Source organism: Pseudomonadota bacterium, assembly GCA_011049115.1.
GTDB lineage: Bacteria > Desulfobacterota > Anaeroferrophillalia > Anaeroferrophillales > Tharpellaceae > DSCM01.
In genome coordinates this window covers 1-24825 of record DSCM01000104.1, presented here as the reverse complement: position 1 = coordinate 24825, position 24825 = coordinate 1, and the positions used below count along the sequence as shown (strand labels likewise).

19 protein-coding genes are annotated in these 24825 nt (G+C 56.8%); 11 read left to right on the top strand and 8 right to left on the bottom strand.

The features are described 5' to 3' along the window. Window positions 1-307: 307 nt before the first annotated feature. The 6 genes from ENN66_09445 to ENN66_09420 all read left to right on the top strand — a co-directional run bounded on the left by ENN66_09445 (window position 308) and on the right by ENN66_09420 (window position 7687). A complete protein-coding gene (locus tag ENN66_09445; GenBank protein ID HDS16808.1) occupies window positions 308-1708 on the top strand; it encodes a TolC family protein in 1401 nt (466 codons plus the stop codon). A 95-nt stretch (window positions 1709-1803) separates the two neighbouring features. Continuing rightward, on the top strand, window positions 1804-2022 hold the full coding sequence (locus ENN66_09440; GenBank protein ID HDS16807.1) for a hypothetical protein: 219 nt from the start codon (window positions 1804-1806) through the stop codon (window positions 2020-2022). A gap of 372 nt (window positions 2023-2394) precedes the next feature. Beyond that, window positions 2395-5466 carry a GAF domain-containing protein gene (locus ENN66_09435; GenBank protein HDS16806.1) on the top strand — a complete coding sequence of 1024 codons (3072 nt, stop codon included), beginning with the start codon at window positions 2395-2397 and terminating at the stop codon, window positions 5464-5466. Window positions 5467-5484: 18 nt separating this feature from the next. Continuing rightward, window positions 5485-5868 carry a response regulator gene (locus ENN66_09430; GenBank protein ID HDS16805.1) on the top strand — a complete coding sequence of 128 codons (384 nt, stop codon included), beginning with the start codon at window positions 5485-5487 and terminating at the stop codon, window positions 5866-5868. Continuing rightward, window positions 5865-6947, top strand: a complete 1083-nt coding sequence (locus ENN66_09425) for a response regulator (GenBank protein ID HDS16804.1) — start codon at window positions 5865-5867, stop codon at window positions 6945-6947. Before ENN66_09430 ends, ENN66_09425 begins: the two co-directional genes overlap by 4 nt. Before the next feature lie 272 nt (window positions 6948-7219). Next, entirely contained in the window at window positions 7220-7687 is a 468-nt protein-coding gene (locus ENN66_09420; protein HDS16803.1) for a glycine zipper 2TM domain-containing protein, read from the top strand. A 1-nt stretch (window position 7688) separates the two neighbouring features. Here the strand turns inward: ENN66_09420 and ENN66_09415 are convergent, their stop codons facing one another. Continuing rightward, window positions 7689-9965, bottom strand: coding sequence for a hypothetical protein (locus tag ENN66_09415; GenBank protein HDS16802.1), 2277 nt, complete (start codon window positions 9963-9965; stop codon window positions 7689-7691). A 172-nt stretch (window positions 9966-10137) separates the two neighbouring features. Between ENN66_09415 and ENN66_09410 the strand changes: the two genes are divergently transcribed. Beyond that, the gene (locus tag ENN66_09410; protein HDS16801.1) at window positions 10138-10995 is read left to right on the top strand and encodes a hypothetical protein; all 858 of its coding nucleotides are present in this window, start codon (window positions 10138-10140) and stop codon (window positions 10993-10995) included. Between the two features lie 201 nt (window positions 10996-11196). Here ENN66_09410 and groL read toward each other — a convergent pair whose 3' ends face one another. From groL to ENN66_09385, 5 genes are all read right to left on the bottom strand, one after another. Then, window positions 11197-12855, bottom strand: a complete 1659-nt coding sequence (groL, locus tag ENN66_09405) for a chaperonin GroEL (protein HDS16800.1) — start codon at window positions 12853-12855, stop codon at window positions 11197-11199. 103 nt (window positions 12856-12958) lie between these two features. Next, a complete protein-coding gene (locus tag ENN66_09400; GenBank protein ID HDS16799.1) occupies window positions 12959-13246 on the bottom strand; it encodes a co-chaperone GroES in 288 nt (95 codons plus the stop codon). 268 nt (window positions 13247-13514) lie between these two features. Next, window positions 13515-15704, bottom strand: a complete 2190-nt coding sequence (locus tag ENN66_09395; protein HDS16798.1) for a U32 family peptidase — start codon at window positions 15702-15704, stop codon at window positions 13515-13517. Beyond that, complete coding sequence (selD, locus tag ENN66_09390) at window positions 15701-16765, bottom strand: selenide, water dikinase SelD (protein HDS16797.1); 1065 nt, start codon at window positions 16763-16765, stop codon at window positions 15701-15703. The genes ENN66_09395 and selD overlap by 4 nt, the downstream gene beginning before the upstream one ends. After that, entirely contained in the window at window positions 16755-17897 is a 1143-nt protein-coding gene (locus ENN66_09385; GenBank protein ID HDS16796.1) for a lipopolysaccharide heptosyltransferase family protein, read from the bottom strand. The genes selD and ENN66_09385 overlap by 11 nt, the downstream gene beginning before the upstream one ends. 219 nt (window positions 17898-18116) lie before the next feature. On the opposite strand from ENN66_09385, the gene ENN66_09380 reads away from it, so the two are divergent. Genes ENN66_09380 through pabB form a run of 3 tightly spaced genes read left to right on the top strand, consistent with a single transcriptional unit; the run spans window position 18117 to window position 22235 of the window. Continuing rightward, window positions 18117-19079, top strand: a complete 963-nt coding sequence (locus tag ENN66_09380) for an HlyC/CorC family transporter (GenBank protein HDS16795.1) — start codon at window positions 18117-18119, stop codon at window positions 19077-19079. Further along, complete coding sequence (lnt, locus tag ENN66_09375) at window positions 19076-20782, top strand: apolipoprotein N-acyltransferase (GenBank protein ID HDS16794.1); 1707 nt, start codon at window positions 19076-19078, stop codon at window positions 20780-20782. Before ENN66_09380 ends, lnt begins: the two co-directional genes overlap by 4 nt. A gap of 34 nt (window positions 20783-20816) precedes the next feature. Next, window positions 20817-22235, top strand: coding sequence for an aminodeoxychorismate synthase component I (gene pabB / locus ENN66_09370; GenBank protein ID HDS16793.1), 1419 nt, complete (start codon window positions 20817-20819; stop codon window positions 22233-22235). A 141-nt stretch (window positions 22236-22376) separates the two neighbouring features. Here the strand turns inward: pabB and ENN66_09365 are convergent, their stop codons facing one another. Together ENN66_09365 and ENN66_09360 are read right to left on the bottom strand one after the other, a co-directional pair. Further along, window positions 22377-23156, bottom strand: a complete 780-nt coding sequence (locus ENN66_09365; protein ID HDS16792.1) for an enoyl-CoA hydratase/isomerase family protein — start codon at window positions 23154-23156, stop codon at window positions 22377-22379. 118 nt (window positions 23157-23274) lie between these two features. Beyond that, a complete protein-coding gene (locus tag ENN66_09360; protein ID HDS16791.1) occupies window positions 23275-23820 on the bottom strand; it encodes a redoxin domain-containing protein in 546 nt (181 codons plus the stop codon). A 213-nt stretch (window positions 23821-24033) separates the two neighbouring features. Here ENN66_09360 and ENN66_09355 point away from each other — a divergent pair. Further along, window positions 24034-24825, top strand: a 792-nt coding sequence (locus tag ENN66_09355; GenBank protein ID HDS16790.1) for a hypothetical protein, incomplete at its 3' end; no start/stop codon positions are given.

Genomic DNA, 24825 nt, shown 5'->3' with positions numbered 1-24825 from the left:
GCAGTTACAGAAACAAAGCCAGGGCAAAAGGTGAAGATTGTTTTCGTCAGGCATCGGCATAAAAGAGACTGCCTGGCTATCATCTCTACCAAGACTGGTCTGGCAAATGAGGAGGTCGTCAGAATCTATGGCAAGAAATGGGATATCGAGGGGTTTCCCAAAATAGCAAAACATCACCTGGTTTACAAAAAATTGACAGCCCCACAAGCAGCCGCGACATAAATGTTTCCTTGACTCAAAAATCCGAAAGGTGTAGCTAAACTGAAAATTCCACCGGCTTTCGTCATTACCGAAGCGTCGTTTCGCAATGACGAATTCAAAAACGCGAATTTTACCAGAAAACCGGGCTTCAGCCATGTTTGCCAACTTATGTGATTACCGAGCTTTGATCCTTGTTCTGCTCGTCCTACTTGGTCCGAGCACCACGCCGGCGGCGGACCCGTCCGATTACAACTTGAGCCAATGCCTGGAACTGGCGCGGCAGAACCACCCCCGAATCAAGCTGCAGCAGTTCAGACTCCGGCAGGCGCAAGAACTGAGCCGGGCCGCAAAGACCGAATTTCTGCCCCGGCTTGATGCCGGCTATTCGTTTCTGTACCGTGACCGGATCAATGCTTACGATATCGGTGGCTACAGTTTTCCCGCCAATACCCACGATGCCTATAATCTGAATGTAACCCTGACGCAGCCCCTCTTCTCCGGTTTCAGTCTCATCGAAAATTTTCGTCTGCGCCGGCTCGGCATCAAACAGGCTCAGGCCGAGGCGGAACTCGCCCACCTCGAAATCACCTACGAAACCACCGCCGCCTACTTCGAGTATCTCAAGCAACTCAAATTCACCGACACCGCGGACCGCACGGTAGCACGTCTCGAAGCCCAAGCCCGCGACGCCCAGCTCTTTTACGACCATGAGCTGATTCCTTTAAGCGACCTGCTCTACTCCAGGGTGAAACTGAGTCAGGCCCGCCAACAGCGACTTCGAGCCGAAACCGCGGTCAGCCTGGCCCGGGCCCGGCTCGCGACCATCATGCAGATTGAACGCGACCGCAGCTTCACGATCAGCGACGAACCTCATCGCCGCCCTATGAATTTCTCCCTGCTGCAGGCGACCGAACTGGCCCTAAAACTGCGGCCTGAGCTGAAACTCGCCAATTACGCGATCGCCTCGGCCGGACATCACCTTAAACTTGAACAAGGCAAATATTATCCGACGCTTACCTTGCAGGCTGAACATACGCGCATGGGTAATCAATCCAGCCTCGACGGCGACGGCATCACCTCGACGCCCCACAATACCACCATCGCCGTGGCTGCCGGCTGGCGACTCTGGGACTGGGGCGAACGCGGCCATCAGATCGAGCACGCCCGGGCGGCCGCGGCTGAAGCCGAACAGGCCCTGAAACAGGTAAGTGATGAAATCGCCCTAGAAATCAAGCACAATTATGAAAACGCCGCCACCTCTTTTCAAAATATCGCCACGGCGGCCGACGAGGTCGAGCTGGCCCGGGAAAATTACCGGGTCACCCAGCTCCGGTACCGCAACCAGCTCAGCACCGCCACCGAAATTCTCGATGCCCAGGCGGCCCTGACGGAAGCCGAAGCCGGATATTTCAACGCTCTTTACGAATATAACCTCCTGCTGGCGGCCCTGGCCCGGGCGGCAGGGGTCGAAAGCTGGCACGCCATGGCCAGGCCTGCGACCCAATAACATTGATTTTTTTGCCGCAGCGGTTATCATTTTAAGATAAACGACGAAACCACGCGGGCCCGGCTGACGGCGCCCCCCCCTGACGAGGTGACATCATGAAAAGACCTTTGTCTATCCTCTACAAAAAGGAGTGGTGGGTGATCTTTTTCATTCTTGGTTTTTTTCTGATCAACTACCCAATCATCCATATCTTCAACAAGGATCTGATCATTTTCGGCTACCCACTTTTTTTCCTGTATCTGATCATCGGCTGGTTTCTTTCAATTATCGTGATCGTGATTTACGTCTGGCTCTCCGGCCAGACGGGAAGCTGACAAGACACTTTGACCAACACCAAACCGGTGGGGCCCTCTTCCGGCCCTTCACCCACCATGATTTCGGCGTTTTTATAAGCGAAGGAGATAAAAACCATCGACTGCACGCCCCGTTACCTGCTGATCGCTACCATCGCCCTGAGCTATCTGCTGCTCCTTTTCGCGGCAGCTTACTACGCCGATCTGCGTAAACTTAAAGGGAAAAGCATTGTTTCAAATCCCTATATCTACGCCCTGACACTGGCGGTTTACTGCTCTTCCTGGACCTTTTACGGCAGCGTCGGCGAAGCCGCCAACAGCGGCTTTAAATTCATAACCATCTACATCGGCCCAACCCTGGCCGCTTTTTCCTGGGGCTTCATTCTGCGCAAGATGATCCGCGTCAGCCGGGAAAACAACATCACCTCGATCGCCGACTTTATCAGTTCGCGCTATGGCAAATGCGCCCGCCTCGGCGCCATCGTCACGGTTCTCGCCATCATCGGCATCATGCCCTATATCGCGCTGCAACTTAAATCGATCTCGACAACCTTTGATATCCTGGTCCATCCCGAGCTCCGTCCCGGAAGCCAGTCCGTCCCGGGCAGCTTTCCCCACGAACATCCCTTCTATTTCGGCACGGCATTTTACATCTCCATCGTCCTCGCGATTTTCGGCTCCCTCTTCGGAGCGCGCTATCTCGATGCTGCGGAAAAACATGAAGGGATGGTCGCCGCCGTCGCCCTTGAATCAATCGTCAAGCTGCTGGCTTTTTTCAGCGCCGGCCTCTTTGTCACCTACGGCCTGTTCGACGGCTTTCAGGATATTTTAGGCCAAATCGCGGCTCATCCGGTTCACCAGAAGCTGCTCCTGATCAACACCTCGCCGGACAACAGCTACCAGTCATGGTTGACCATGGTGATTCTCTCCATGGCGGCCGTCCTCTTTCTCCCGCGCCAGTTTCATATCGCCGTCATCGAAAACCAGGAGGAAAAACATATCCGGAAAGCTATGTTCATGTTTCCCCTCTATCTTTTTCTGATCAATCTGTTCGTCATTCCGATCTCTTTCGGCGGCCTGCTCGAAATCGGCGGGCCGGCCTCGATCGCCGACACTTACGTCCTGACCTTGCCCCTGCTCCACTCCCAGGAAGCTTTGTCGATATTTGTTTTTATCGGCGGCCTTTCGGCCGCCACCGGCATGGTCGTGGTTTCCTCGGTCACCTTGAGCACGATGCTGCTCAATCATCTGGTCATGCCCCTGCTGCTGCTGCTGAAAATCAAGGCCGACATCTCCGACTGGCTGATTCATATCAAACGCCTCGGTATTTTTGTCGTGATCTTTCTCGGCTATCTCTTCTTCCGCCTGAGCGGGGACTCGTACATGCTGGTCAACATGGGCCTGATCTCCTTTTCTGCGGCCATTCAAATGGCCCCCGCCCTGATCGGCGGCCTTTACTGGAAAAAAGGCACCCGCTATGGAGCCATCGCCGGCATGCTCCTGGGTTTTTCCTCATGGTTTTACACGCTGATGATTCCCGCGATCATCTACTCCGGCTGGCTGCCGGGCTCCATCTTACTGAACGGCCCCTTTGACCTCTGGTGGCTCAACCCAATTGAACTTTTCGGCCTGAGCGGCTTCGACTGCTACTCGCATTCCCTGTTCTGGTCCCTGTCAAGCAATGTCACGGTCTATGCCGCGGTTTCCCTGATCGGCTCCCAGGACGAAATCTGCCGCCGGCAGGCGGAAAAATTCGTCGATGTCTTCAAACCAACGATTGATCGTTTTGTCCATGAAAAACGCTACGCCAATTTCCCGGCCCTTTCGGAGATTGAAAAAATGATGAGCCGTTTTATCGGCAAAGCCCGGGCCCGCAAGGTTCTGGTCAATTTTTTCAAGAGTGAGGACTATGACGCCCGGCTCCCGGAAATGAACGATCAGGAGCGCATGCGCCTGGCCGCCGAGGTCGAAAAAAGCATCGCCGGTTCGGTCGGATCCTCGGCCGCCCGGATTATCTGCGAAAATTACATGAAGGCTCTGGGCTCGGAAATGGAAAATGTTTTTGACATTTTCGGCAAAATCTCACTCTCCCTGGAAGCCAGCCAGGAGGAACTGCAGCAACGCATCAAGGAACTGTCGGTTCTTTACGAAGCCAGTCGCATGATCGCCGCCTCCCTCGATCCGCAACAGGTGATGCGGGACATTCTTGATCTGCTGGCTAATAAATTCAATATTGACAACTGCTCGGTACGCATGCTCGATCGGGACGGCTTGCTGCGCATCAAGGCCCAGCGGGGGTTAAAACCCGAGTTTGTCGAGGCGGCGGAACGCCGCCCGACCATGGAATGTTATTCGGGCGAATGTTTTCTCACCGGCAAGGTCATTCACATCAGCGATACCAGCCGAATCAAAAAACCGATTTCCACCAATCTGATCACCGGCCAGGGCATCAAGTCCTTTGTTCAGGCCCCGATCTTTTCGGAAAATGAAATCATCGGCGTCCTGAGCGCCTCTTCGATGAAAGAGAAGGGCTATTTTTCCGACAAGTTCATTGAACTCTTTCAGATTCTGGCCCAGCAGCTCGGCGTCGCCATCAGTACCGCCCGCCTTTACGATCAGCTGGCCCGTTTTAACCGACAGCTGGAAGCCAAGGTAGCCGAACGCACGATCGAGCTGGAACAGAAGTCGCTGGAACTGAGCGAGGCCAATCGCGAGCTGAAAGAGCTCGACCGCCTCAAATCGGAATTTCTCGCCAACATGTCGCATGAACTGCGCACCCCGATGAATTCGATCCTCGGTTACACTCAGCTGCTGCTCGACGAAATCGACGGAGCCATCAACCCGGAACAGCGCGAGAGCCTGAAAACCGTCGAACGCAACGCCAACAATCTGCTCTCCCTGATCAATGACGTTCTCGATCTTTCCAAAATCGAAGCCGGCAAAATGACCTTGAATCTGCAGCTGCTCTCGCTTGACCCGATCATTGAAGAAACCAGAACCATTCTCTCGCCCTTGTTCGAGAATAAAAAACAACATTTTTTTCTCGAACAGGAGAAAGATCTTCCCCAAGTTTTCGGCGACGCCGAGAAACTGCGTCAGATTCTTATCAACCTGCTCAATAACGCGATTAAATTCACCGCGCCCCAGGGCCGAATTACCCTGGAAATCGGGGTGCTGCGGGAAACTCCGCCCGCCGGCCTTGATCCTGAAAAAAGATATGTCCGTCTGGCCGTCAAGGATAACGGTATCGGCATCAAGGAAGAAAACCTGGAAAAACTTTTCGGCGAGTTTGTTCAGCTCGACGGTTCGGCCAGCCGTCAGCATGGCGGCACCGGCCTGGGCTTAAGCATCACCCGGCGCCTGGTCGAGATGCACCACGGTATAATTGAGGTCGAAAGTCGCTTTGGCGAAGGTTCTACCTTCACCTTTTTCATTCCTGCGGCGCCGGAACAACTTGATCTTTAAAAAAAGGAGCCGATAGAGATGGAAAAAGCGTACACCGTCCTGGTTATCGAGGACAATGACGACAACCGCCGACTGGTTCTCAAGATTCTCGGACACAAGGGTTTCAACGTGGTCGGAGCCATCGACGGCAAGGAAGCCCTGGAGCGGCTGCGACAGGGCAAACCGGATCTGATTTTGATGGATATCAACCTGCCCGGCATGGACGGCTATGAGCTTACCCGGCGAATTCGCAAGATCCCGGGCTTTGCCGAGCTGCCGATTGTCGCCCTGACGGCCCACGCCATGGTCGGTGACGAGGGGAAAAGCCTGGCCGCCGGCTGCAATGCCTATATCACCAAACCGATCAATGTCCACAACTTTCCGGAAACCATTGCCGCCATCCTCAAGGAGAATCTGTCATGAATGGAACTATTCTGATAGTTGACGACAATCTCGACAATGTCAATCTTCTGAAAAAGGTTCTGGACAAAGCCGGCTATCATACCATCTGCGGCTACAACGGAGAGGAGGCCGTCCGTCTGGCCCGAGAGAATTTTCCCGATCTGATTCTCCTTGATATCATGATGCCGGTCATGGATGGTTTCGAAGCCTGCGCCATTATCCGAAGCGATGAAATAACCAGGGACATTCCGATTCTCATGCTGACCGCCAAACAGGAAATCAGCGACAAGGTCAGGGGGCTGGAAATCGGGGCTGATGACTATATTACCAAACCCTTTCATCTCCAGGAACTCCTGGCCCGCATCAGATCCAGGCTCAAGCTTACCGAGAACCACCAGCGCAAGGTCGACCAGGAAAAGCATAGAGCCTTGAGCCGAATGGTTCAGGGGGTTGAGCATGAAATCCGCAACCCGGTGGTTTCCATTGGCGGTTTTGCCCGCCGCATGCTCGAAGAAATGCCCGACGATGACCGTAAAAAAGCTTATGCCCGCATCATTCTCAAAGAAACCGAACGACTTGAACAGATGGTCAAGGAAAGCGCCGCGCTGCAGAAACTGGCCGAAGGCGATGAAGAGTGCGTGGACATTCATCTGCTTCTCGATGAAGCCCTGAGTCAGTGCAAGGTTCTCGGGGAACAACAACAGGCCACGGTGACAACGGACTACGACTCCAACCTGCCGCCGCTGATGCTGCACCGCGGCAACATGCTGATCGCCTTTGTTCAGCTCATCGGCAATGCCTTTGAAGCCCTGAACAAAAACGGCAAGCTGACGGTTAAAACCCTGCGTGACGAACAGGCCGGAAAACTGCTGATCCGCATCATTGATGACGGTCGCGGCATCTCCCGGGAAGATCTAAAACACATTTTCGACCCGTTTTTCACCAGCAAGATGTCCGGCTCCGGCATGGGTCTGCCGATGGCTAAAAAAATAATCGAAGAACATCACGGCGCCATCGCCATTACCAGTCGGCCGGGAGAAGGAACCTGCGTTACTATCTGCTTGCCGCTGCCGGCCAAAGAGGCGGCTGTCCCAGCCTGAGCCGGACAAATCACGACTCCGCAGAAATAATTAATGGAGGCGCCCGGCCATAGCGAATTCACAGGCCCCGACCCTTCCGCCGGCATATTACAAGGCCTTTTCAGCATGAAAAACGAGAAAAGGAATCGATAAGATAAGAGTAACCTGTTTACTGGTAGATAAAACCCGTTTAATTTGCGGGATACGCTCCCGCATGAGATTATCGACGCGCATGAATCTAGAAAAGAAGTCAAAAGGTCAACCGCTCTTCACACTCTGCCGGGAGGTTAAAAATGCCAAGTTGCCGATCCTTTTTTATCAGCCTCGCGTTTCTCAGCCTGATTTTTCTTTTTTCCGGTTGCGCCGGGAATCAGTCGGGGCGGATTTACCGACACCACGAAGCCCAGAGATCATTAAGTGTCTATTACGGTACGATTCTCGAACTGCGGGAAGTGACCATCGAGGGTGAAAATTCAGGGGCCGGCGGCGTCTTAGGAGGCATCACCGGCGGGATCGCCGGCAGCACCATCGGCTCCGGTCGGGGCCGGGTTCTGGCCACCCTGGGCGGAGCCCTGGCCGGAGCCGCGGCCGGCACCCTGCTCGAGCAGGAAAGCACCACCAAAGCGGCCCTGGAATTCACCATCGAACTCGATAACGGGCGCCTGTTGGCCATCGTCCAGGAAAACGATGGCCATTATCGGGTCGGGGATCGGATTCGCCTGCTGGAATCCGAAAACGGCACCTGGCGCGTCCGCCAGTAAGCTACCGGTAACCTTTTCTTACCGGCACGACAGGATTCCGGGAGCGCTCAAAATTACGCTGCCGGAGATTGCCGCGTTCCCGGGTCTGGTAGCTGCGCTCCAGGGTTTCAGAGCTCTTCCTCGCCGATGACGGCGGAGCGCCAGCGCCGCTTTTGTCTTCCCGGGTCGGCGGCGGATTCTGCCGGGAAATCACCCGCGACGATGGCGCTGAGGTCCGCACCGCGCCGCCCCGCTCCCGCGAAATTCCGGAACCTTCAGGCTCGGAGCGGCCCCGATCCTTTCCCAACCGGTCTTTCACCGGCGGGCGCCGTTCCACTTCCGGTTTTTTCCGAGGCTCGACCAAGGGCTGCCAACCGGAACCGGTCCGGGTCTCCCAACCGTTATCCCTCTTACGATGAACCCTGCCGAGACGATCGACAAACACATCATTGCGCTCTCCCCGACGTGGACTGGGAATTCTGAACGTTCGCGGGGCCGCGTCCGTTTGTGTACGCCAACGCGGCATATTTTTACGGCTGTGATAGAAGTTGATCCAGCCGCGGTTTAGACGGCCATAATGATAGGCCATGTCATAACCCCGGCGATAACCATGACGGTAACCATCGTGGTACCCCCGATAATGAGCCGGCCCCCACCAGCTGCCTCGATACCAGCCCCGCCCGAAAGAAAAAGGGTAAGGCCCCCGACCGTAACTGAAGCCGAAACTCCAACCGCTCCAGGAACCGTAACGAACATGATAGCCCCAGGTCTGCGGCCGGGGATAATACCAGTTTGAGTACCAGCCGGAATAGGCATAACCGGTACCATAGACCACGGTGTCATAACACAGATAGGTGTGATTATAGCCGAAAGTGTAACCGAAGCAAACCTCTTCCGGAGTCACGCCGTAGATTCTGACAAAGGTTACATTGTAAAGAGGATTATCCGGGGGGATGCTGTAAATCTCAGCCGGAATCGACGCAGCCACGCGCCAGGGACCGGTAGCCTTGGCGGCGACAAACCAGACCGCATCGTCACAGGCGAAATAGCTGCGCTCGGCATAGATTACCGGGGTCGCCGTGTTGACGGCATACATCATCCGCGTCCCGGCAATCGTCTCGAAACAGGGCTCTCCGTCATATTCGACCACGAGCTCGGCTTTTTCCCGGTCAATCCGGGCGGTCTCGGGAATCTGGGCGGCCAGGGCCGCCTCACGGGCCGCCTCGGTCCCCGGAACCGCGTACAGGACCGTCGCCACTTCCGAATCCTCGGGAATGGCGGCAAAAGCGGCCGGTAATTCATCTCCGGGAACATGACGCCAGACGCCGTTCTCAAGTTGAGCGCCGGCAAACCAACGCCCGGCCAACAGAACATAGTAAAGCCGATTTTCCAGCGAAAGCAGAACATCGCTGTCTGAATTACTCAGATAGAGCAGGCTGGTGCCCTGAACCGGGCTGAATTCAGGCCGGCCCAGACTTGAAATCAGCTCGGTCGCTTCCGTGGCGACCACGATTTTCGGTGGCGGTCCCGGCTGAAAATCATCATTTGGGTCATACAAATCGTCCGGCTCCAGCGCCGGGGCCCGGGCCGCGACGCGAGCCGGCACCGAAGTCGCAAGCCGCCACTCACCCTCAAGCGCGGCGGCCCGGTACCAGGTATCGCGATCGGCATAAAGATAATATTGTTTTTCCTCGGGCAGCAGCAGAATCGTAAAAGGGGTATTGATCACTCGCAGCAAAGCCCCATCATCCTCGCTTACCAGACGAGGCTCCCCGTCGATACTGACCAGAATCGCGGGCTCCGCCATAAAGATTATACGGGGTGGATCATGCTTGATTTTTTCCGCCATCCGGCCATGCACGGCCTGACTTTCAAGCGTGGCCAGCAGCTGATCCAGGCTTAAGGGCAGCTCCCAGCCGGGCACTTCCTCAAGCAGTAACGCATTAAAATGCTTGAATTTTTCTTCATCAAGACCGGGAAGGCGCAATTCTTCGAGACTCAGGTCGCGCAGCACCGCCAGGCGCTCTTCATAATCCACCTCCAGCCTCGCGGTAAACCAGATCGCGCCAAACATTTCCTCCGCCGCCGCATCGTCCTCAAGCAGGATCGCGGCCCGACCTCTGAGAACATTCTCGCTCAGGCTCTCCGGCTGAGGCTGATAAATAATAATACGGGTCTGGCCGGCCTCGATCTCCCGAGGCCATTCTACCGCCGCTCCGCTCGAAACTAGCCCTCCCCAAGCACTCAGAAAAAAAATTAAGGTCATCAGAGTCTTGATTTTTTCACGGTATTTGAGCATAATCAACCCCCTTGAAAAGTCTGGTCCGACTGAAAAACCATGCACCGTCTGCAAACCGCCGCAAACCGGTGAACATTTTGCACCACCGGTCCAAACGCCTGCCAGCCGGAACCTTGCCCTGAAAAAAACTAGCCCCTCGACCCTCTGAAGCCTGAAGGAAAAGGTGAAAACCATGCAACTTTCTTTCAAACAACGTCGCCTCTGCCATTTTCATGGCAACCGCATCTATTATGCCGCAGGCTGGCGCGGTCCCCTGGAAGCTCTGGGTTTGACTTCAGGGAAGGCCTGGGACCGTCTCGACCCCGGGAAACTCGTTACCGGCAGCCGCCGGACCAATGTCTACCTGGCAGATCTGGGGGATGGGCGTCGCGTCTATTTCAAACGCCATCTGCTTTTCGGCAAACCTTTTCGTTTCTTCCTGCGCCCGAGTACGGCGGCCGTTGAGCTTTTCAGTTACAAGACCATGAAGGAACTCGGCATTCCCGTCGCCGAACCCGTCGCGATCGGCGAGATCCGACGCTGGGGTTCCCTGTTCGCGGCCTGCATCGTGACCCGGGAGATTCCCCAAAGCCTGACCCTGAAGGATTATGCCCTGACCCACTGGCTTGGCCTTTCGCCCCAGGCGAAAGGCCAAGCCAGGGAAGCCCTGACAAACCTGATATGCCGTCATCTGCGCCTCATGCACGACGCCGGTTTTTTCCATTTCGATCCCAAATGGCGCAACCTGCTGGTACGCCCGGAGAGTTCCGGGAAAATCGCCGGAGTCTGGTGGATCGACAGTCCCAGAGGCAACCAGCTGCCCGCCTGGCTACATGACTACGGTCGCGTCCACGACCTGGCCAGCCTCTGCCGGATGGCCCTTTTTTTCCTGAGCCGAAGTCAGCGCCTGCGCTTTCTCCATGACTACTGCGGGCCCTCGGTCTCTCGCCGCAGGATAAGAAAACTGGTTCTGCAAATCGACCGCCACCTGCAACGCAATCCACCCAAACCGATACAACCGAGCTGCGCATCGACGACCAGCTTGTTCTGACTATACTATCCCAGACAACCTCGAATGGCAAATCAAAAACCATCCCTGGACTTTGCCGGTAAGCGGCAAAGCTGATAATCCCTTCTGGCCTCTCCAGCCGACCTCACAGACCAAAAAAGCCCGCCGGCGGAAATTTTCCACCGACGGGCTTTAAAACCCTCAAAAAAACCTGAAAAACGAACCCCCAACGGGAACTACGGCTTACATCATGCCGCCCATGCCGCCCATGCCGCCCATGCCGCCGGGCCCGGGCATGCCGCCGCCCATCGGCGCATCATGCTTTTCCGGTTTTTCAGCAATCATGGCTTCGGTGGTGATCATCATACCGGAGATGCTGGCCGCGTTCTGCAGAGCCGTACGCGCGACCTTGGTCGGGTCGATAATTCCGGCTTCAATCATGTCCGTATACTCGCCGGTCGCCGCGTTAAAACCAAAGGCGCCCTTCTCATCCTTGAGGCGAGCCACCGCCACTGAACCTTCCTGGCCGGCGTTGTTGGCAATCTGGCGCAGCGGTTCTTCAATCGCGCGGCGGACAATATTGACCCCCATTTTCTCATCGTGAGTCATCTCACCCATATCGTCAAGGCTGGCACCGGCGCGCAGCAGGGCTACGCCGCCGCCAGGCACGATACCTTCCTCGACCGCGGCGCGAGTCGCGTTCAGGGCATCCTCCACCCGATCTTTCTTTTCTTTCATTTCAGTCTCGGTCGCCGCCCCGACATTGATCACGGCCACCCCGCCGATCAGTTTGGCGAGACGCTCCTGCAATTTTTCGCGATCATAGTCGGAAGTCGTATCTTCAACCTGGGAACGAATCTGCTTGACCCGACCCTGAATCATATCCTGAGAACCGGCGCCATCGACAATCGTGGTGTTATCCTTGTCGATGTGAATCCGCTTGGCCTCGCCCAGATCCCCCAAGGAAGCCGACTCAAGCTTGAGACCGATCTCCTCGGAAATCACCTGCCCGCCGGTCAGCACCGCGATATCTTCGAGCATCGCTTTCCGACGATCACCAAAACCGGGAGCCTTGACGGCCACACAGTTCAGGGTGCCACGCAGTTTGTTGACCACCAGGGTGGCCAGAGCCTCGCCGTCGACATCCTCGGCGATCAGCAGGAAAGGACGACTCATCTTGGCAATCTGCTCAAGAATCGGCAGCAGATCCTTCATATTGCTGATTTTTTTGTCATGAATCAGAATATAAGGATTGTCAAGCTCGGCAATCATCTTCTCGGTGTCGGTGACAAAGTAGGGAGAAAGATAGCCGCGGTCGAACTGCATGCCTTCCACCACGTCAAGCGAGGTGTCCATGGACTTGGCTTCTTCAACCGTGATCACGCCTTCCTTGCCGACCTTGTCCATGGCTTCGGCGATAATGTTGCCGATGGTGGCATCGCCGTTGGCGGAAATGATTCCGACCTGAGCGATATCCTTATGGGTTGCGGTCGGCTTGGACATCTCGCCCAAGGCGGCAATCAGTTTCTCCACGGCCCGATCAATGCCGCGTTTGAGCTCCATCGGGTTAGCCCCGGCGGCGACCATTTTCGAACCTTCGCGGTAAATGGCCTGGGCCAGAACCGTCGCCGTGGTGGTGCCGTCTCCGGCGACATCACTGGTCTTGCTGGCGACTTCCTTAACCAGCTGAGCTCCGATATTTTCGAACTTATCCTCCAATTCGATTTCCTTGGCCACCGTAACCCCATCCTTGGTGATGGTCGGAGAGCCGAAAGACTTGTCGATAACCACGTTACGACCTTTGGGACCCAGCGTAACCTTAACCGCGTCAGCCAGAATATTGATGCCGTTCAGAATCGCCTGACGGGCTTCCTGATCGAATTTAATCATTTTTGCAGCCATGGTAAATCATCCTCCGAAATAATTGCGGACCCTTGTTTAACAAACAAGTCCTGTTCGTTGAGCTTTAAGGAAACTTTATAGTTTACGGAAATATCACGCTCGCTCAGTTGAGCACCCCAAGAACATCGTCTTCACGCATGATCAGATACTCTTCGCCATCCAGCTTGACTTCGGTGCCGGCATACTTGCCGAAAAGAATCTTGTCGCCGACCTTGACATCCAGGGGATTGACTTTGCCGTCATCGCCCACTTTACCCTTCCCGGCGGCGACAACTTCACCCTGCATCGGCTTTTCCTTGGCCGCATCGGGAATGATAATGCCACCTTTGGTTTTTTCTTCCTCTTCGAGCCGTTTGACAATGATTCGATCCTGTAACGGTCTGATATTCATCGTTGTTCCTCCTGATAGATGTTGTTTTTCTAAATTAATTTTTAACCAAACCAGCCTTTAGACTGCCGGCGGCTCAATCCGTCCGCCATCTTAGCACTCAATCACCTGGAGTGCTAACAGGTGGGAATATATTCACCCGAAAATGAAAAATCAAGGGGGGCGATAAAAAAAAATTCTTTTTATCGCCTTCGAAACTTGCGCCGACAAATCCTTCCCGCTCGCCAAGCCCGTATGATTTACGGTCACTCAGACCATTAACTATTTAAAATTACTGCCATTCCAGGGGAAAGTTATAGCTGGTCAAGGACAGGTCGTCGAGATGAAAACGATGAGGTTTATGAAAACGGCTCAGGTCAAAATCGGCTGGGGCCCAAGTCAGATCGATAATTTTCAGACTCAGGCTCGAATTCAGGCGAGACTCGGCCAGATTGAGCAAGGAAAACGGCGCTCCCGCGACCAGGACGGTCAGACCATCTCGGCTGACCGCCAAGATCTCTTCGCGGCGGCGAGAAAAGAATTTCCTTTCGCGCCGTTCCAGAGGCAGCGGAATCCTGGTCAGCAACAGCGGAATAAAAGCAAAGACGCTCTGGGCCAGACCGACACCCGGTGCAGGCTTAAGCGAACGCAGACTTTTTTCATCAAGTTCGGCAGTCAAATGCACCAGGGAAAAACCCTGCTCGGCATAAAAGTCGATGGCCGCCTGGTTGGCGGCGTGGAGAAAGGGGCCGGTCGCCAGACAAAAATCATCCCTCGAGCTTGTCAACGCGCTGAAAGCCTCGAGCTGATCCAGACCATTGAGATGAAAACGACGAAAACCGGCCCGAACCAGCCGACTCAGATTTGCTCGCAACTCGGCTTCCCGCCCGGGATAGGCCAGCGGCGGCAGAGACCACTCCAGCTCCGGATAACGCCGAAAGCACTCCCTTTCCCGACCGGCGATCGCGGCCCAAACCCGGCCGTTGAGTTCCAGCGCCACCCGCCGTCCTGGCCGGCGCAAAAACGCCTGGGCTCCCGTCCAGTCCGCCAGTTTGATCAGCCAGGAAGGCGCCGAGTGCGCCGCCGGAGCCCTGGCCGCCACCTCATCCTTTTCGGCCCGGTCCTCCGACAGCCAGGCCGGCAGTCGAGCCGCAAACGACCGTGCCTGAGCCTGAACCGGTTCAGGACCACGTTCAGCGACCAGTTGCTGGCGATACCAGGCCCCTCCCCGCCGACCATACTGATCCCGGCTGCCGACCTTCACCAGCAGATCTCCGACCCGACAGGCAAAAGGCACCGTCAAGGAAAGCATGCGGGCGCCTTCCCGGACGCCTTTCTGCTCCAGACAGGGCGCTTGTCTGAGGGTAAAGGAATTATCCCGCCCGTCCCGACCCGGAGAAATTATTTTCAACCGGTCGCCGCTCTCCAGTTGCCGAGCTGTTCGCAGCCGAACTCGCATCCCCGACCCCGAACCGGGCTCGGGCTGAGCGCGCCGCAGTTTGCCGAGAACCACTCCGTTACTTGCCACCCGTCCGGGTTCGATGATCGTCGTCGAGTAACGCCCACTGAGATTGGCCGTCGTCGTCGGCCGAGCGTAGGCCTCCACTAACTCGGCGTGCAAACCTCGGCAACGAGCCGGAGAAAGTTCGCCTTCAGCTTTAATCTCATCCAGGGCCCGGCGAAAAACCCCGACCGCCACCCGAACGTACTGCGAACCCTTCATCCGGCCTTCTATTTTACATGAAGCAATGCCCAGCCGCACCAGTTCGGGAAGAAAATCGAGGGCATTGAAATCGGACGGCGAAAGGAGATAATCTTCCTTGCCGCCATGCCGATAGAGACGCCGGCAAGGCTGAGCGCAACGCCCGCGATTGGCGCTCTGGCCGCCGTAAAAACTGCTGAACTGACAGAGTCCGGCAACCGAGAGACAGAGGGCACCGAAAACGAAGCACTCCAGCTCGATCGCAGTCGTGGCGGCGATTTGCCCGATTTCGGCAAGGGTCAATTCCCGACCCAGAACCACTCGCCTGCAGCCCAGACCGGCCATGCGCTCAACCCCGGCCGCGTTATGAATCGCGAGCTGGGTTGAAAGATGAATCGGAATTTCGGGAAAATCACGGCGCAGGATTTGCGTCAACCCCAGATCCTGAACAATGACGGCATCGACTCCGCTGCGGGAAAGCGCGGCCAGGGTGCGATAGATTTCGGAAAGTTCATCGTTACGAATCAGGGTATTCAGAGCGACGAACACCTTGACCCCGCGGCGCTGGGCGAAGCCGGTCATCAGCTCCAGATCGGCCAGGGTGAAGTTCTCTGCCCGAGCTCGGGCCGAAAACTTCTTTAAGCCCAGATAGATGGCGTCGGCACCGGCATCAAGCGCCGCCATGAAGGTTTCAAAATTACCTACCGGGGCCAGCAGCTCCGGAATTTTCCGGCTCAGTTCAGGACTTGCGCCCCGAATTTCATGCGGCAGGGTCTTCATATGAGAACGATACAACCCGGATGATCCTCGGTGAAACGCCCCACCGACCAGCAACCGGCCCCAAGCGCGTTAAAGCACCGCGCCACCTCCGCGGCTTCGGCCGCAGCCACCGCCAGCAGCAACCCGCCCGAGGTCTGAGGGTCGAACAGTAAATCGCGCAACACGGGATCCACCCGCTCCGCGCCCCGCAGACGAGGGGCAAAATAATTACGATTACGGTGCCCGCCTTCCGGGAAAAGCCCCAGACCGCAAAGCTTCTCCGCCGCTTCGAGAAAAGGCAAACACGCCAGTTCAACCGCGACCCCGACCCGGTTGTCGGACACCATCTCGGCCAGATGTCCGACCAAGCCGAAACCGGTGACATCGGTGCAGGCCCGCACCGCGCGCCGCCAGGGATGGGCCTGCGTTTCCGGGGGCAGAAGGTTTAATTTCGCCATCCACTCCAGGGCCGGACGAATCTCATCCTCGCCCACAAAATCAGCTTTCAACGCCGTCGCCAGCACCCCGTTACCCAAGGGTTTGGTCAGCAGCAGAGCATCTCCGGCCTGAGCACCGAGATTACGCCAGATCCTATCCGGATGAACTTCACCCGTCACCGACAAACCATATTTAATCTCCGGGTCGTCGATACTGTGTCCACCGGCGAGCACGGCTTTGGCCTCGGCAATCTTATTCAGGCCCCCGGCCAGAATCCGGCGCAAAATCGCGGCATCGAGACATTTGATCGGAAAAGCGACCAGGTTCATCGCCGTCAGCGGCTGCCCCCCCATCGCGTAGACATCGCTGAAAGCGTTGGCCGCCGCGATCTGGCCGAAAAGAAAGGGATCGTCGACCATCGGCGTGAAAAAATCGACGGTCTGAACCAGGGCGCGGTTGTCGTCCAGTTTAAAAACCCCGGCGTCATCGGCGCCCTCGAAACCGACCAGAAGGCGCTCATCCACCGGCAAAGCCAACTCTTTCAACACGTCCGCCAGCTCCGACGGACCGATCTTCGCAGCTCAACCGGAGGCTGCGGAAAGGGTTGACAGCCTGACCCGGCCCTGCGGTACTTTATCTTTCATAAACTTTACTCACCTCATCTTGCAGCAGCCCTTCGACCTCGGCCAGGACCCGGCGCCAGCCCACGGCCTCCAGACAGAGACGGCTTTTACAGGAACGCTTACGGCAGGGACTGCAGAAAAGCGGATAGCGGACCAGACGCCAGGGAACCCCGCGGGGAGCGTTGACCTGCGGGTGCGTGGGACCGAAAATGGCGACCACCGGCGTCCCCACCGCCGCCGCCAGATGCATGGGACCGGTATCACCGCCGATAAAAAGATCGCAGGCCGCGAACATGGCGGCCAGCTCAAGCAACGACGCGGTTTTCTGGGCAACCACCACGGGCACCCGGACCAACCCGGCGATCAGCTCCACGGTTTCGCGCTCACCCGGCCCCCAGGTCAGCAACACCCGAGCGGCAAGTTTTTCGACCAGCACGTTAATCAAACCTACATAACTGTTGCAAGGCCAGCGTTTATAAGCGGTTTTGGGACTACTGCCGGGATGCAGCACCAGCACAGGGCCGTTACCCGGCAGTTGATTAAGTTCCCACAACGATGCCGCCGCCGCTTGCCGGTGGCCGGCCGTCAACGCCAGGCAATAACGAGGTGGCCCGGCCGGCGCAACGCCCAAAAAAGACACCAGCTGCAAGGCCCGGTCAACCCGGTTCAGCTCCGCGCTGGTCGGTTTGAAACCGCGCTGATAAAAAAACTGCCCGCCCTCCTTGGCGTCCGGCCGGGCAAAACCAACCCGCTCACGGGCCCCGCTCAGCCAAGCCAGCAGGGCGCTCTTCAAAATGCCGTGCGCGTCCACGACCAGATCAAATTTCTGCGCCCGCAAAGTTTTCAGCAAAACCCACAAAGCCCTCAATCCCCGACCCAGGCGGCGGGGAGAACGCCAGCCTGCGGACCAAAGTCCCCGGTCAAAAACCAGCACCTGTTCCAATGCCGGATGCCCCTCCAGAAGCGAAGCCGCCGCCGGTTCGACCAACCAGGTAAAACAGGTTTGCGGACAAGCTTTCCGCCAGGCATTTACTGCCGGCAGGGTCCGCAGAACATCGCCGATCGCGCTCAAACGAATAATCAGAACCCGCCGATACCGACAGGGATCGGGAGTGACAGAGACCTCGGAAATTGACAAAAAACCTGCCCGGATGAGGGGATTGTAAAATTAAAGACTTCGAAACGGCCCCATACCATATTAGCCGAAAAAACGGCAAGCCTAAATCTTACGGAAAAATTTTTACCCCGGCAGTTTCAAATATACTTGACTTACGTCCGCGACAACCCTATTTAGCAAAAGACTATTCCAGAAACTTCACAGAAAACCCAAGCTCAGACAACGAGAAAACACGATAAGGATACGGAGGAGGGGGTGGCCGATAGGGAAAAAGGCTTACTGGAACGATTAAAAAGGTTCTTTCAAAGTGACCATGAAAGCCCGCCGACGGAAGCGGAACTGTTTGAAATCATCAATGCCAGCGGTGAAACCGGAGCGATTTCCGATGACACCCATGAAATGCTGAGCGGTGTCTTTCAGCTTAAGGAGACCCAGGTCCAGGAGGTCATGGTGCCGCGAACCGAATTTACCGCCATCGCGGCGGATCGCAGCCTCAGCGAGAGCATGGAAACCATCATCAAAAAGGATTTCTCCCGCTATCCGATCTTTCATCACAATCTTGATCAGATAATCGGCATTCTGCATGTCAAAGACATCCTCAAACATCTGGATCAGGATTTAAGCCTGTTGCACCCGCGCGACATCATGCGACCGGTCTATTTTGTTCCGGAAACTAAAAAGATCAGCGAACTGTTGCAGGAATTTCGACTCAAGGGAATCCATATCGCTGTCGCGGTCGACGAATACGGCGGCACTTCCGGCCTGGTAACCATCAGCGACCTGGTCGAGGAGATCATCGGTAAAATCTGTGAAGAGCATCATTCGGTCGCGGAAAGCGAGAAGCTGATCGAACAGCTTGCTGACGGCTCCTATCTGGTTAACGGCAAAACCGAAATCGAAGAGATCGAGGAGCTTTTCGATCTGGAAATCGATAATCGCGGGAAATTTGAAAGCGTTGGCGGCTTGGTGATCTTTTTAAGCGGCACCATTCCGCAAACCAAGGAAAACTTCGTCTACAAGAACCTCTCCCTGACGGTTGAAAACGCCGACAACCGTCGGGTTAAAAGGGTACGCCTGCGCCGCATCACCGAAACCGAGCCGGGCGCCGAAACCCTCGCAACCCAGCCCGTGACCGTCAATGAGGCTCAACCCGAAGAGTGGCACCAGCCGTCGCCAGGTCCCGCCGACCAGGGTCAGAACCCGCCCTCCGGCCAGTGATTCTGTTCATCTTTCTGTCGGCGGCAGCGCTGTCCAGCCTGCTGTTTTATCTCGCCTTCACCTCCACCCCTTACAGCTGGGTCTGGGCTTTCGGAGCTTTCCTCCCGTGGCTCGCCATGCTGCGCCACCACCACCTCACCCGCAAGCAGGCTGGAGCACTCGGACTGCTGAGCGGTTTTACCTTTTATTTTATCGAGCTTTACTGGGTTACCAATTCGATTGCCGGATTCACCAACCTGCCCTCCGGGCTGGTCATGTTCCTGATGATCCTGCTGGCTCTTTACATGGGAATCTGGCCGGCGTTGTTCACCTCGTTCTGGCACTGGCTGAGCCGGCATCGCGACCTCGACTCCGGCCCAGCCTCAATCTCGGCCGTGCTTACCGGGGCTGCGGCCTGGCTTTTACTGGAAGAGCTGCGCGCCCTGTTCCTCGGTGGTTTCCCCTGGCATCCCCTGGGGCTGACTCAGCTTGACAATCCCCTGGCCGCGGCCCTGTATGCCGGCGGCGGCATCCGCCTGCTTTCGGCCCTGGTCGTCGCCGGCAACCTCAGTCTTTATTTCGGCCTCGTCTTTCTGCGGAAAAAGGCCTACTTCGGACTGGTCCTCCATCTCTTGTTCGCCGCCGCCCTGATCGCCGCTCCCGGGCTGCTGTCCGACAAGAACGATCCCCACCCCCGCTCCTCTTCGACCGGATCAGGGCTTTCCTCAGCCACCCTGCGCCTGGTGGTCCTGCAGCCCAACATCGCCCAGAAGGATAAATGGCGGCCGCAAAACCGGGCCGCCATTATTGAAAAGATGCTGCGCCTGACCGAAGACAGCCTGACTTTTCGCCCGGATCTGGTCATCTGGCCCGAAGCCTCGCTCCCCCTGCTGCTGGAACCGGAAAGCGCGGTCTTCACCCGACTTGAAAAGCTGGTGCGGGACAAGCGCTTCAGCCTGATGCTCGGCGCCCCCCGCAGCCCGGCCCGCGCTTTCGGCGAGCCCCCAAAATTATATAATTCAATCTTCCTGTTCTCACCGGCAGGGGTTCAGGTTTATGACAAAATCAAGCTGGTGCCCTACGGCGAATTCACTCCTCTGACAACCCTGTTCCCTTTTATCGGCAAACTGGTGCCGGGCCTGGATTACAGCGCCGGGCGCAAACAGACCAATTTCACACTTGAACTGGCCGGCAACCCCGAGGCACCCGGGAAAACCATAAAAATCGCTCCGTCAGTCTGTTTCGAGGGGGTGTTCCCCGCCTTTACCGCGAATTTTTTCAACCAGGGCGCCGATCTTCTCGTCAACCTGACCAACGACGCCTGGTTCGGCGATTCCCCCGGCCCCCGCCAGCACCTGAAAAATCTGCGGCCGCGGGCCCTCGAAAACAACTGCTACATCGTTCGCTGCGCGATTACCGGCATCTCGGCCATCATCACCCCTCAAGGCCAATTGGAACAATGCCTTGAGCTGAACCGGGAAGGCAGCCTGGAAGCCGTCATCCAGCTGGAAAAGCAGCCCACCTTTTTCACCCGCCATCCCCGACTGCCCGTTTTGATCGCGGGACTCATGCTCCTCTTTCCCGGCTTTCGAGCCGCCCGGGACCTCCGCCGGGCCTTTTTCGCGCCGGCGGCAAAGAGCGACGAAAACCGGACCCGCAAAACAATCCCCGACGGCCGTGACAAACCTTCACCACCGGCAGACCGTCACGAAACCCGCGCTTGACAGCCGCCCACGCTTTGGTCTAAGGTGCCGCGCCATGCTGATCATTGAACCAATAGACAATCCGCCCTCGCCGGCGGCTCTTTTTCGCAGCCTGGCGGAGAAACCATGCCCGGCCTGGCTCGACGCCAATGTCGATGCGGTCGGGCTGGGACGCTTTTCCTTTCTCGCCGCCGATCCTTTCCTTAAAGTCATCGCCGTCAACGGCAAAATCATCGAAGAAAACTGCTTAAACGGCGAGCGGCGCGTCGGCAGCGAACCATTTTTCCCTTTTCTCGACCGCCTGCAGAAACGCTGGCGGCGACCCAAGGAAAGCGGCTTTCTGCCTTTCGAAAGCGGCCTGATCGGCTATCTCGGCTATGAACTCGGCCACCAGATCGAAAACTTCCCTCAAACCACGCTCAACGACCTGCAGATGCCGGACGCCTTTTTCGGCGCCTATGACGCCCTGATCGCCATCGACCATCTTGACGGCAAAGCCTGGCTGGTGTCCTCCGGCCTGCCGGAAAAAACCACCGCCGCCGCCCACCTGCGCGCGCACCAGCGCCTGGCCGAACTCCGGGAAACCGTCGCCCGGGCCCGGCAACCGACAAAAAAACCGCTCGCCGACCCCGGCCGCATCGTTACCGGAGCGGTCCCCCTCAGCGCCAATTTTTCCTTTACCACCTACCGGCAGGCCGTCACCAGGGCGCTGGCCTATATCGCCGCCGGCGATATTTACCAGGTCAACCTGTCACAACGCTTCCGCACGCCCTTTACCGGTTCCTGCCGGGACTTTTATCTCCATTTCCGCAGTTTAAGCCCGGCCCCATTTGGCGCCTACCTGGAAACCGGCTACCATTGCATCATGAGCAATTCGCCGGAACGTTACCTGCTGATCAGGGGCGACTACATTGAAACCCGGCCCATCAAGGGTACCCGGCCCCGCGGAACCAACCCGGACGAAGATGCCGCCCTGGGTCGGGAGTTACTGCACAGCCCCAAAGACCGGGCCGAGCATATCATGATTGTCGATCTGGAACGCAACGATCTGGGCCGCATCGCGGCTTACGGCAGCGTTCAGGTCCCGGAAATGCAGATCCTTGAGAGTTACGCCAATGTGCACCACCTGGTCTCAACCGTAGCGGCCCGGATTCGGCCCGGGAAAAGCAGCTGTGACTGTCTGGTCAACTCCTTTCCCGGAGGCTCCATCACCGGGGCGCCCAAACTGCGTTCGATGGAGATTATCGACGAACTCGAACCGACCTGTCGCGGAGTCTATACCGGTTCCATCGGCTATTTTGATTTTTCCGGCGACCTCGACTTCAATATCGCCATCCGCACCGCCATCGCCTGCAACCACCAGCTCTACTTTCAGGTCGGCGGTGGCATCGTTGCCGACTCCGACCCCGCTGACGAATACCGCGAAACCCAGACTAAAGCAGCCGCCTTTGTCAAAGCCCTGAACCGGCAATAACAAAGGTCGACCGGAAAAATCAGATTTCCGGTCGACCTTTGTTGAAAAACCGGCCCGGCCCGGCAAAAGCCTCAGCCAGGTTTTAACCGGCTCGGCTTTCCGACGCACAGGCACTCCTTAACCTGACGGCGGCAAGCCGATTTATTTTTCCTGCCATTGGGGAGCCCGCTTTTCCATAAAGGCCCGAATACCCTCGGCCGCATCTTCGGTCGTGCACATGCGCGCGAAAGCTTCATTCATATACTCAAAAGCTTTATAGTAATCCTGATCGGCGGCGCCATAAAAGGCGGACTTGGCGATCTGTAAGGCAATCGGACTCTTTTTCGCCAGTTCCGCCGCCCATTTACGGGTTTCGGCTTCAAGCTCGTCATCGGCGATCACCCGATTGACCAGACCCAGACGCAGAGCTTCACCGGACTTGATCAGCTGACCGTCAAAAAGCAGTTCCAGGGTTTTTTTCCGGCCCACAATCTTGCTCACCGGCACTACCGGGCCAATGCAATTCAGACCGACATTGATGGCCGTCAGCCCAAAACGGGCGCTTTCCGCCATCACCGCGAGATCAGCGGCCGCGACCAGTCCGGCGCCGTTGGCAGCCGCCACGCCGTGCACCTGAGCAAGCACCGGTTTTTTCATCCGGCTCATATTGACCAACGGCGTCTCCATGGTTTCAATCCACGCCTTATACTCCATCGCCGTCTTGCCGAAGAAATCGCTGACATCGATTCCGGCGCAAAAGGCCTTGCCCGCCCCTTTGAGAATAATCGCCCGGACATCATCGCGGCCATCGAGTTCCAGCAGGGCCTGATTCAGTTCCCGGGCCAGGGGCAGACTGAAGGTATTCATATTCTGGGGTCGATTAAGGGTTATTTCCCCGACAAAATCACCCAGCACCTCCACTAACACGTTCTCATAACTCATGTTCACTCTCCTTGAAAGATTAAAACCAGCCACGTTAAAACGATCCCCAGCTATAGCATATAAATCCTTTTTTGCCAAACCTTCGCCCAGTTCGCCAAACGACGGCGGAACACCGGCCTCAGTCGGCCAGGGCTTGGCGAATCAGCTTGATTAGCCCTGCGGCCGACGGCTGCGGGCCGTGAAACTCATATAAGACCCTTGCCCCCTCCGGACTCAAGGCCAGCACAAAAAGGACCGGAATCTCGTCTACTCCGACATACTCCCCGCGCGGATCGGCAAACAAAGGATAGGGCAGAGCCGAACGCCTCGCGAACTCTTCAACCGCGAGCAGGTCATCGCCGTAGCCCAGGCCGATGATCTTGACCATGCCGCTTAACGCCTCCCGCTCAAGCAGAAGGTAAAGCTCCCTCAACGTATCCACCTGATGCCGGCAAAGGGAGCACGCACTCTGAAACACCTCGACCACCAGAATCCGGGCCCGGATTTCATGCAACCGAAAATTTTCTCCGGCGTTAAAAAGCCCGAGGTAGGCCGCCTGGTGCGCGGCCGCGGGCCGGGGCAAACTAACCGGGGAAATCAACTCGCGGGTCTTTTCCGAAACCGCGCAGCCCTGGAGCATCAGCACCAGAACCATCCACCACCAACTTTTCGTAACTCTGCGCACGGTCAAGCCTTCCTGAGTGTTTGCCGGTTGTGCCGCTTTCCGGCGGCCTCATGCCCCCTTTACGCCGCCGCGCCCGACTTGTCAATCACGGTCTTCTTCCCGAAGCGAGCGAAACCGGACATTCCCCTTGACAGCAAATCATGGTGAATGATAGGAAACCTCGAGTTTAAATCCTAGCCCGGGAAACCGCCATCCCGCCAACCGAGTTTATCGATGCCGCAAAGACAGCCGGAACCGACCGTCAGCTCCGCCCAGGAAAAAACCACGGCCACCGCAAACCGTGCTCCGGCGCAACCGAAAGCGCGCGAGAAAACCAAGTCCGACCGGGGCACCGAGCGCCGGGACAACCAGGCTGTTCAGAAAAAACCACGCCCGCAGCTTAAAGGCATCGCCGCGCTCTTTGAAAGAGAAGAACTCAAGGATCTTTTCCGCACCTACCTGATTACCATCTGCGTCATCGAGGGCTTCATCTTCTTTGTCAGCTTTCTGAGTCAACTGGGCCCGGAAAATGTTCCCTTTCCCTGGAAATCCTATTTTTTCTCCGCCTTCATCACCCCGCTGGTCATTACCTTTTTGCTCGGCGTTATCGTTATCAGCTTCGACCGCTACCTTTTCGGCCATCAACCTCCGCCCGGCGACAGCGGAGAACTTTTGCCGGCGACCCTGGAGACCCGTGGCCGCATCCATAAATTTCACGCCTTTCTCTATGTTATCCGCCAGGTACCATTTCTCCTAGGACTGCTCTGCCTGCTGGCGCTTTCCGCTCTCGCCTACAAACTCAATGACATCCTGGCCATTCTCGGTCATGTCGGCGAACGCACGGCCCACTATTCGTTTATCGGGCTGGCCGTGCTCTTCGCGGCGGCCGTGATTTTCGGCCTGATCTGGATGTGCATGAGTTACAACCTGCGCAAAAAAACCCTTGAATTCGAATACCAATACCGCAAGGACGTCGTCGAAAGGACCGGCCTGATCCTGATCGGCCAGGACCGGGTCATGACCCGG